Origin of the sequence: Flavobacterium sp., assembly GCF_029242675.1 — a bacterium.
Lineage (GTDB): Bacteria > Bacteroidota > Bacteroidia > Flavobacteriales > Flavobacteriaceae > Flavobacterium.
On sequence record NZ_JAQWTM010000144.1, the window covers coordinates 1 to 8,877 of the forward strand.

At 35.6% G+C, this 8,877-nt stretch carries 5 protein-coding genes and 1 tRNA gene; 2 read left to right on the plus strand and 4 right to left on the minus strand.

Annotated features, from left to right (window positions below; genetic code table 11):
* Window positions 1-52 precede the first annotated feature (52 nt).
* Window positions 53-138, plus strand: a tRNA-Leu gene (locus P8M54_RS05730).
* An 827-nt stretch (window positions 139-965) separates the two neighbouring features.
* Here P8M54_RS05730 and P8M54_RS05735 read toward each other — a convergent pair.
* Window positions 966-1,184 (minus strand): hypothetical protein, encoded by a 219-nt coding sequence (locus P8M54_RS05735; RefSeq protein ID WP_300286116.1) that lies wholly within the window; start codon window positions 1,182-1,184, stop codon window positions 966-968.
* Between the two features lie 184 nt (window positions 1,185-1,368).
* On the opposite strand from P8M54_RS05735, the gene pafA reads away from it, so the two are divergent.
* Window positions 1,369-2,982: an alkaline phosphatase PafA gene (gene pafA / locus P8M54_RS05740; protein ID WP_300286118.1), complete on the plus strand. Its 1,614-nt coding sequence runs from the start codon at window positions 1,369-1,371 to the stop codon at window positions 2,980-2,982.
* Window positions 2,983-3,035: 53 nt separating this feature from the next.
* Here the strand turns inward: pafA and lysA are convergent, their stop codons facing one another.
* The 3 genes from lysA to gltB form a co-directional block, all read right to left on the minus strand.
* Complete coding sequence (lysA, locus tag P8M54_RS05745; RefSeq protein ID WP_300286120.1) at window positions 3,036-4,253, minus strand: diaminopimelate decarboxylase; 1,218 nt, start codon at window positions 4,251-4,253, stop codon at window positions 3,036-3,038.
* Window positions 4,254-4,533: 280 nt separating this feature from the next.
* Complete coding sequence (locus P8M54_RS05750) at window positions 4,534-5,988, minus strand: glutamate synthase subunit beta (RefSeq protein ID WP_300286123.1); 1,455 nt, start codon at window positions 5,986-5,988, stop codon at window positions 4,534-4,536.
* A gap of 2 nt (window positions 5,989-5,990) precedes the next feature.
* The coding region (gene gltB / locus P8M54_RS05755; RefSeq protein WP_300286125.1) for a glutamate synthase large subunit at window positions 5,991-8,877 on the minus strand (2,887 nt) is incomplete at its 5' end.

An 8,877-nucleotide genomic window follows, 5' to 3' on the forward strand; every position in this document is an offset into this window, starting at 1 on the left:
TGGACTGAAAATCCATGTGTCCCTGGTTCGATCCCTGGAGGTACCACATCATGCTCGGATGGTGAAATTGGTAGACACGCTGGACTTAAAATCCAGTGAACAGCAATGTTCGTGCGGGTTCAAGTCCCGCTCTGAGTACTAAAAACTTCAATTAGCTAACGCTAATTGGAGTTTTTTTTTGACTAATAATCGATCAAAACGAAGATGTATTGGATCAAGATCAAAAGTTGGGGATTAAGCAAAAAGATTAGATAATCTAGGAAAGATCAATTTTTCTTACGTGTGTATCTCTATGGCTCATGGTAGATATTTGAATGTTTTTATTTTGCATTGAAAGATGTTTTCGTGGTGTTGGTACTTCTGTTGTTTAAGTAGTTACAGTTGTTTGGATTGCTTTTGTATTGGTCTAGATTTGGTATTATATGATTTAAAATTTTCTTGTTTAATATTTTTATATCATTTAGCTTATTTGTAGAAGCTTAAAATTTTATCCTGAGTACTTTTAAAAACATTCCGTAAATCTTGTTTAGCTTATATGCTTTAGTAATTTCATGTTGTATTTCGAATATCAATTTATCTCTTTGGATTTGTTGTAGTGTAGATACAGATTTATTTTAATACAAAATATAGGAATTTCATGCTAATAATTGTTTTTATCGTGTAACTAATAGTTAGTATAGGAGAATATAGCTTTTTTAGTTTGATTTCCTCTAGCATCAAAAGATATTATTTCTTATTACTCAATCTGGTTTTTAATTGTTTACTATTCTTAGCCAATGAAGCTAGTTGAATTGTTATCTACTATTTTCTAATTTTGATTCTTCTTTATCAAACCTATCTATCTAGCCCGATCAAATTACTAGCGAATAGTATTATTTACTTTGTTATCATCTACAAAGGCTTATTGTTACAAAATGGACTTCTGTATGATTTGGCCTTGCTCAATTACTTTAACAATTTGCAATTTAAAAGATTTTGAGGTCTTTAGTTGTGTTTGCTGATGATAGTGAGCTACTTCCTATATTTTTATAGGGATGCATGGTGTGTATCTTTTTTTTAGATGCTGCAAGGATATTGTAAAATTGTAGCGCCAGTGCGAAAACTGTTAGAATTAGTCGGTGATTGTGAATTTCTTGAATTGTATTTCTATTTTTTGCTCCAGCTGTATCTATATGTATGTTCAATTTGAAAAATTTTTATTCTTATTTGAAAAATGGGTTGATGCTGATGAATTTTAAATGTGATTTTTAATTTTTATTCTTATGTATATTTAACGTTAAATCAATTTGGATGGGGTGCTTTCTTTCAATTCAATTAAAATATTTAACCGTATATATTGTATTTTTGTCATCTAAAATAAATTTTAAAATGAAAAAACTACTTCTACTTTTGACAGTTGCTATGATGTCAAACTTACAAGCTCAAGATCGCCCTAAATTGGTTGTTGGGATTGTCGTTGATCAAATGAAAATGGAATATTTGTATCGTTTTTCAAATGATTTTTCAAATGATGGTTTCAAAAGGTTAATGGGGAATGGATATACTTTTCAAAATATGCATTACAATTATATGCCAACCTATACAGCACCAGGACATGCTTCTATTTATACAGGAACAACTCCATCAGTTCATGGAATTGTGAGTAATGAATGGTTTAGTAGAAAACTGGGTAAGGAAATGTACTGTACTGATGATGCAGATGTTACCACCATTGGAGATGGAACAAAAGAAGAAGGTGAAATGTCTCCAAAAAACCTGCTAACGACTACAATTACTGATGAGTTAAGATTGGCTACTAATTTTCAAGGTAAAGTTATTGGGCTTAGTTTGAAAGATAGAGGTGCTATTTTGCCTGCTGGTCACTTTGCTAATTGGGCTTTTTGGTATAGTAAGACAGGTGCTTTTATTTCTAGCTCTTTTTATGGTCAAAAATTACCTGATTGGGTTCAGAAATTCAATGACGAAAAGCATTATATGCCATACATTAATAGAGGATGGGACTTATTGAAGCCAAAATCTACTTATAATGAAAGTTTGGAAGATAATAATCCGTATGAAGGAAAATTATACAATAGTGCTGCTCCTGTGTTTCCTTATGATTTGAAAGATATGTATGTAAAAAATGATGCTGGAGTGATACGATCTACGCCTTTTGGAAATAATCTTTTAGCTGAATTTGCTATGAAGGCAATTGAAAAAGAAGAATTAGGAAAAGACAATATAACCGATTTCCTTACAGTTAGTTTTTCTTCAACAGACTATGTAGGTCATTTATTAGGTCCTAGATCTATGGAATTGCAAGATACTTATTTAAGATTAGATCAAACCATAGCTGAGTTTTTGAATTATTTGGATAAAACGGTAGGTAAGGATAATTATTTGTTGTTTTTGACTGCCGATCACGCAGGGGCGGAAAATGTAAATTATTTGAAGGATAACAAGTACAATGTTAGCAGTATAAACCCAAAGGATATTCGAACTAATTTGAAGGATTTTAGTATGAAAACTTTTGGAGCTGATCTAGTTTTAAATTATTCGAGCTTTAATTTATTTTTCAATAAAGACATTATCAAAGCTAAAAACTTAGACTTAGCTGTAGTAAAAGCAAGTTTTAAGTCGTACTTGATGACTCAAGATTATGTTAAAAGAGTATACACTGAGGAAGAGGTATTGAACTCGACTGGTAATGATTATTATTTAAATTTTATTGCAAAGGGTTACGATGTAACTCAAAATGGTGATTTAATCATTTTGGATAAACCAGGGTATATTGAATATCAAGGTACCGGTACGTCACATGGTACGACTTATACCTATGACACTCATGTTCCAGCTATTTTTTACGGATGGCACATTAAAAAAGGAGAGTCTTATGCTAAAAAAGCAATAACAGAAATAGCACCTACCATTGGTCAAAAAATTAGAGTAGCGCTTCCAAACGGTACTGAAGCACAAGTTTTAGAGGAAATTTTGAAAGATTAATTATTTATAGGACGAAAAAAAAGGTGTATTTTTAAAATACACCTTTTTTGTTTTTATACTTGAGCAGTTGTAGGTAATGGAATTTGATTCTTTAGCAGATCTTCAAAAGTTTCATGTGCTCTAATTAAATGTCCTTGTCCGTTCATCCATAAAACCTCTGCTGGTTTGTATCTTGAGTTATAGTTTGAAGCCATTGAATAACAATAGGCTCCTGCATTTCTAAAACTTAAAATATCACCCTCTTTAATTTCCTGAATTCTGCGGTTATTAGCGAAAGTATCTGTTTCACAGATGTACCCAACTACTGAGTAGAATCGTTCCTTGCCCTTAGGGTTTGAGATGTTATCAATATGGTGTTGCGAACCGTATAACATTGGGCGAATTAAGTGATTGAAACCACTGTCTACCCCAGCAAAAACTGTTGAAGTTGTTTGTTTGATTACATTTACTTTAACCAAAAATGAACCCGCTTCGCTTACTAAAAATTTACCTGGTTCGAATATTAAGGTTAGGTCTTTACCGTACTCCACGCAAAAAGCATTAAATCTTTTAGATAGTTTTTTACCTAATTCTTCAATATCTGTTTCGATATCGTCTTTTTTGTAAGGTACTTTAAATCCGCTTCCGAAGTCTAGGAACTCTAAGTTTTTGAAATTTCTAGCTGCATCAAATAATATTTCGGCTGCATACAAGAATACTTCAATATCAAGAATGTCAGATCCTGTGTGCATGTGGATACCCACAATATTCATTTTAGTGTTTTCAACAATACGTACAAGATGTGGTAGTTGGTGAATTGAAATTCCAAATTTACTATCAATATGTCCTACAGATATATTAGTATTTCCACCAGCCATAACGTGTGGGTTGATGCGTATACATACAGGAACATGAGGATGTTTTGTTCCAAATTGTTCTAGTATCGAAAGGTTGTCGATATTGATTTGAACTCCCATTGCATGTACCTCTTCAATTTCTTCAAGTGATACACCATTAGGTGTGTAAAATATTTTTTCTGGATCATATCCTGCGTGCAGTCCTAATTGGACTTCTTGAATAGACACGGTATCTAGTCCTGAACCCATTTCTTTTAGTAACTGTAGTATTGCCACATTTGACAATGCTTTCATTGCGTAATTAATACGCAACTTTTCCACCTTAGAAAATGCTTTTGTTAATCGGTTGTACTGCGATTCTATTTTATCGGCGTCATAAACATATAATGGACTGCCAAATTGTTCTGCTAATTGTAGAAGGTCTTTTGATTGCATTGTATCTAATTTTAAGCAAATTTATCATTCTTCAGTTGTATTCACAAGTTAAATGGGTATATCTAACAAAATATAACAATAAGTTACAAATTAAACATTAGGTCTAGTTTTATTTTTGTTTTCGGGTGAGGGATGGCAGCGGATAGCCCACAGTCCCGCTTTTTAGGGACGAGGACTTGCAGCGAACAGCCCGACCATACAAGAACGCTAGTGGCTGTATGGGCACCTCCAGAAACAAAAAATGACTGTTTACTAGTTTAGTTGAACAGTCATTTTTATTTTATAGACTAGGTAGGTCACCAGTGCCTTTCGTTGGTAAATTGGTCGATCCCATTAAATAAAGGTCAACGGCTCGTGCGGCTTCTCTTCCTTCAGAAATTGCCCAAACTATTAGTGATTGTCCGCGTCGCATATCACCAGCAGTAAATATGTGCGGTACATTTGTTTGGTAATTTGTTGCCTTATAGTTGCTTCTTGGATCGAGCTCAAGTCCTAATTGATCGCTTAGCGTTTTCTCTGGTCCAGTAAATCCTAGTGCTAATAAGGCTAGGTCACAAGGCCATGTTTTTTCGGATCCTTCTTTTTCTACTAATTCTGGTCGGTTTCCTGCTGTCATTTTCCAAGCTACCTCTACTGTTTTTAGACCAACTAATTCTCCTTTTTCGTTGGCGATAAATTCTTTGGTATTGATTAGCCAGTTTCGTTCGCAGCCCTCTTCGTGTGATGAAGATGTTTTTAATTGCAGTGGCCAATAAGGCCAAGGCGTACTATCGGAACGTCCAATTGGAGGTTTTGGCATTATCTCAAAATTGGTAACTGATTTAGCACCGTGACGATTGGATGTTCCGATACAATCTGAACCTGTGTCACCACCTCCAATAACGATTACATCCTTGCCGGTAGCTTTTATTTGATCAGCTATAGTTTCTCCATATAATACTTTCGTTTGCTGACTTAAAAAATCCATTGCTTGAACTACGCCTTTAGTTTCTATTCCTTTTGTAGGCAAGCTTCTTCTCTCTGTAGAGCCACCGCATAACACAACAGAATCAAATTGATTGAGTTTTTCAACAGTGTAGTTTACACCAACGTTCACATTAGTTTTAAAATCAATTCCTTCGGCTTCTAGGATAGCTACACGCCTGTCGATGATTCCTTTTTCTAGTTTGAAATTTGGAATTCCGTAACGTAACAATCCACCAATGGCATTTTCTCTTTCAAAAACGGTAACTGTATGTCCTGCTCGGTTTAGTTGTTGGGCAGCCGCTAATCCTGCTGGTCCTGAGCCAATAACTGCCACTGTTTTACCCGTGCGTTGCACAGGAGGTTGTGGTTTAATCCATCCTTCAGCAAAACCTCTTTCGATTATATTTTTTTCAATATTTTCGATAGCTACAGGTTCTTTTATGATTCCCAATACACATGATTTCTCACAAGGTGCAGGGCATAAGCGACCAGTAAACTCAGGAAAGTTATTGGTAGATTGCAAAATGGCTAATGCATTCTCCCATTCTTCCTGATGCACCATATCATTGAAATCAGGAATCAGATTCCCCAATGGACAGGAGCTATGGCAAAACGGAATTCCGCAGTCCATACATCTCGATCCTTGTTCTTTAATTTCGTCTTTTGCTAAAGGAATGGTAAACTCATTATAGTTTGAAACCCTTTCCTGAACTGCTATATTATCTTCGTTTATTCTATCGTATTCTTTAAATCCACCTATCTTTCCCATGACTATGCTATTAGTTCTTCAATTTTCTTTTCGTCTGCTAATCGTTGCAATGCGATTTTATAATCTCTTGGCATTACTTTAATGAAATGCTTTTGCTGATTATCCCAGTCTTCCAAAACGCGTTTTGCTAATGGACTATTGGTATACATCGAATGATTTTTAATCAATCGTCTAAGATGTGTGATGTCTTCTGAATCTAATGTTTCTAAGTCCACCATTTCCATGTTGCAAAGTCCATTTTCAAATTGTTTCTTTTCGTCAAAAACATAGGCAATTCCTCCGCTCATTCCAGCGGCAAAGTTTCTCCCTGTTTTTCCAAGAACTACTACTGTTCCGCCCGTCATGTATTCACATCCATGATCTCCAATTCCTTCCACGACAGCTGTGGCACCAGAATTACGGACACAAAAACGTTCACCAGCTATTCCATTAATGTACGCTTCACCAGTGATGGCGCCATACAATGCCACGTTACCAATGATAATATTGTCCTCAGGCTTAAAAGTAGCAGTAGGAGGTACCTTAATAATTAGTTTTCCTCCAGAAAGCCCTTTTCCTAGGTAATCATTACAGTTTCCGTGGATTTTGAACGAAAGACCATTGGTCGCAAAAGCACCAAAACTTTGTCCTGCAGAACCTTCGAAATCGACCAGAATAGTGTCCTCAGGTAATCCTTGCGCTCCATAAATTTTAGAGATCTCGTTACTTAAAATAGCACCTACAGATCGATCAGTGTTCTTAATTTTGAAGGTTACTCTCGTTTTTTCTTTTCTGTAGATGGACGGTATAGCTTCTTTAATAATTTGGAAGTCAAGAACATTTTCTAGTCCGTGATCTTGAGTGGTTGTATTGTGATTAGGTACCGTTTTAGCTTTTTCTGGTTTGTATAAAATCGTTGATAAATCTAAACCGCTTGCTTTGTAATGCTTAATCGCTTTATTGACATTTAGTTTTTGCGATTGACCTACCATTTCTTTCAAGGTTCTAAATCCTAACGAAGCCATGATTTCTCTTAGTTCTTCGGCAATGAAATACATGAAATTAATGATGTGCTCCGGTGTTCCTTTAAAATTTTTTCTTAATTCAGGATCTTGAGTTGCAATACCTACTGGGCAGGTATTCAAATGACAAGCACGCATCATGATACAACCGGAAGCAACTAAGGGTGCAGTAGCGAAACCAAATTCTTCCGCACCAAGCAAGGCAGCAATTGCTACGTCACGACCTGTTTTTAATTGGCCATCACATTCTAAAATAACGCGACTCCTAAGGTCATTTAAAATTAAGGTTTGTTGTGCTTCAGCAAGACCAAGTTCCCAAGGAATACCTGTATGTTGTAAAGAAGTTAAAGGCGCAGCACCTGTACCTCCATCAAAACCAGATATTAAAATCACATCGGCTTTTGCTTTGGCAACACCTGCAGCGATGGTTCCTACACCCACTTCGGAAACTAGCTTTACGTTTACACGAGCTTCACGATTGGCATTTTTTAGGTCGAATATTAGTTGAGATAAATCTTCAATAGAGTAAATATCGTGATGTGGTGGTGGTGAAATTAGACCAACGTAAGGCGTTGAATTTCTTACTTCAGCAATCCATGGCACTACTTTTTCTCCTGGAAGTTGCCCTCCTTCACCTGGCTTAGCACCTTGTGCCATTTTTATTTGAATCTCCTTAGCACTAGTTAAATAGTTAATCGAAACACCAAATCGGCCAGAAGCCACTTGCTTGATAGCACTATTTTTGGAGTCTCCATTGACTTCTTTTTGAAAACGTCTTGGATCTTCTCCTCCTTCACCAGAATTACTTTTACCACCAATTCGGTTCATGGCTATGGCAAGGTTTTCATGAGCTTCTTGACTGATGGAACCGTACGACATGGCACCAGTTTTGAATTTCTTTACGATTTCTGTCCAAGGTTCTACCTCGTCAATTGAAATTGGATCCAAGTTATTGAACTCAAAAAGTCCTCTAATTGTCATCAATTTTTCACTTTGGTCATTGACCATATTAGAGTACTCCTTATAACTTTCAGGACTATTCAACCGAACTGCTTGTTGTAACTTAGCGATAGTTGTAGGGTTGAACATGTGTTTTTCACCTGTTCGTCTCCATCTATAAATTCCTCCAATTTCAAGTGATAATAAACTAGCTACTTTAGAATTAGGAAATGCTTTTTGATACCTCTTTTTGATTTCTTTTTCAATTTCAGTCAAGCCTATTCCTTCAATTCGAGAAGGAGTGTATGGGAAGTATTTAGTCGTAAATGTTTTGTTTAATCCTAAAATCTCAAAAATCTGAGCAGCTCTGTAGGAGTGTAGCGTCGAGATTCCAATTTTATTCATAATCTTTAGTATTCCTTTTGCAATTGCTTTATTGTAATTAGCAATGGCATAGTCAGGATCAATATTAGTGATGTGTCCGGTCGAGACTTGTTCTCTAATGATTTCGTTTAATAAATAGGGGTTTATAGCACTTGCTCCATATCCGAAAAGTAGAGCAAAATGATGAGGCTCGCGTGGTTCAGCAGACTCAATTATGATTCCGAATTTAGATCGAACCTTTAAAATGTTTAAAGAGTGATGAATATACGAACACGCTAGCAACATAGGAATTGGAGCCATCTTGTCGCTCACACCTCTGTCTGAAAGTATGATGATATTGTGTCCTTCAGAAACCGCTTTAAAGGTAGCTTGCACACATTGTTCCAAAGCTCTTTCTAAACCGTTTACTCCTTTGTCAATCTTGTAAAGCGTTGAAATGGTTGCTGCCTTAAAGTCAGGATGATCAATATTGCGTATTTTATCTAAATCTTCTTTAGAGATAACTGGGTTTTGAATTTTCAGCTTTTTACATTGCTTGGATTCTATTTCAAAAATATTGAAGTCA

Coding starts and splice junctions, on each gene's coding strand:
- pafA (WP_300286118.1), top strand. CDS start 1,369: ATGAAAAAACTACTTCTACTTTTGACAGTTGCTATGATGTCAAACTTA.
- lysA (WP_300286120.1), bottom strand. CDS start 4,253: ATGCAATCAAAAGACCTTCTACAATTAGCAGAACAATTTGGCAGTCCA.
- P8M54_RS05750 (WP_300286123.1), bottom strand. CDS start 5,988: ATGGGAAAGATAGGTGGATTTAAAGAATACGATAGAATAAACGAAGAT.